The sequence below is a fragment of the Oleiphilus sp. HI0132 genome (assembly GCF_001635845.1).
Genome location: NZ_LWGJ01000981.1, coordinates 1 through 572, shown reverse-complemented (window position 1 = coordinate 572; position 572 = coordinate 1). Strand labels below are relative to the sequence as shown.

Genomic DNA, 572 nt, shown 5'->3' with positions numbered 1-572 from the left:
TAATGGCTAAGCTTGGATTGGTCGTTACGCAACGCATTGCATACAAGGCAACAACTAAGCGTAAACACAGTGATGCTGTTGCAGATAACTTGCTGAACCAGAACTTTAATCCGGTTGGGCCAAATCAAATCTTGGCTGGCGATGTGACTTATCTGAAAACAGGCGAAGGCTGGATGTATCTCGCGATCGTCATGGATTTATTTTCACGCCGAATCGTTGGCTGGCAGATTGATAAGCGTATGACTACTGACTTGGTTAGTCGAGCTATGATCAGGGCATATAATCTGCGCCAGCCTCCTAAAGGCTTGGTGTTTCATAGTGACAGAGGTTCGCAGTATACCAGCAAGCGTTATCGCACACTGCTGAGTAATTATGGCATCAGAGCTAGCATGGGGGATGTAGGTGCTTGCTGGGATAACTCTGTTGTGGAGCGGTTCTTTGGAAGCTTAAAGCATGACTGGGTTTTGAAAGTGCCCCAGCCAACGAGAGAGCATATGAGAAATGATGTGGCTGACTACATGCGTTATTACAACTTAGAGCGGCTCCATACTTCTAACGAAGATATGTCGCCA

At 46.5% G+C, this 572-nt stretch carries 1 protein-coding gene; it reads left to right on the top strand.

Translation table 11 applies throughout. From position 1 onward, the window contains the following. Window positions 1-572: IS3 family transposase (locus tag A3766_RS11060; RefSeq protein WP_068642204.1), on the top strand; the 572-nt coding region annotated here is incomplete at both ends.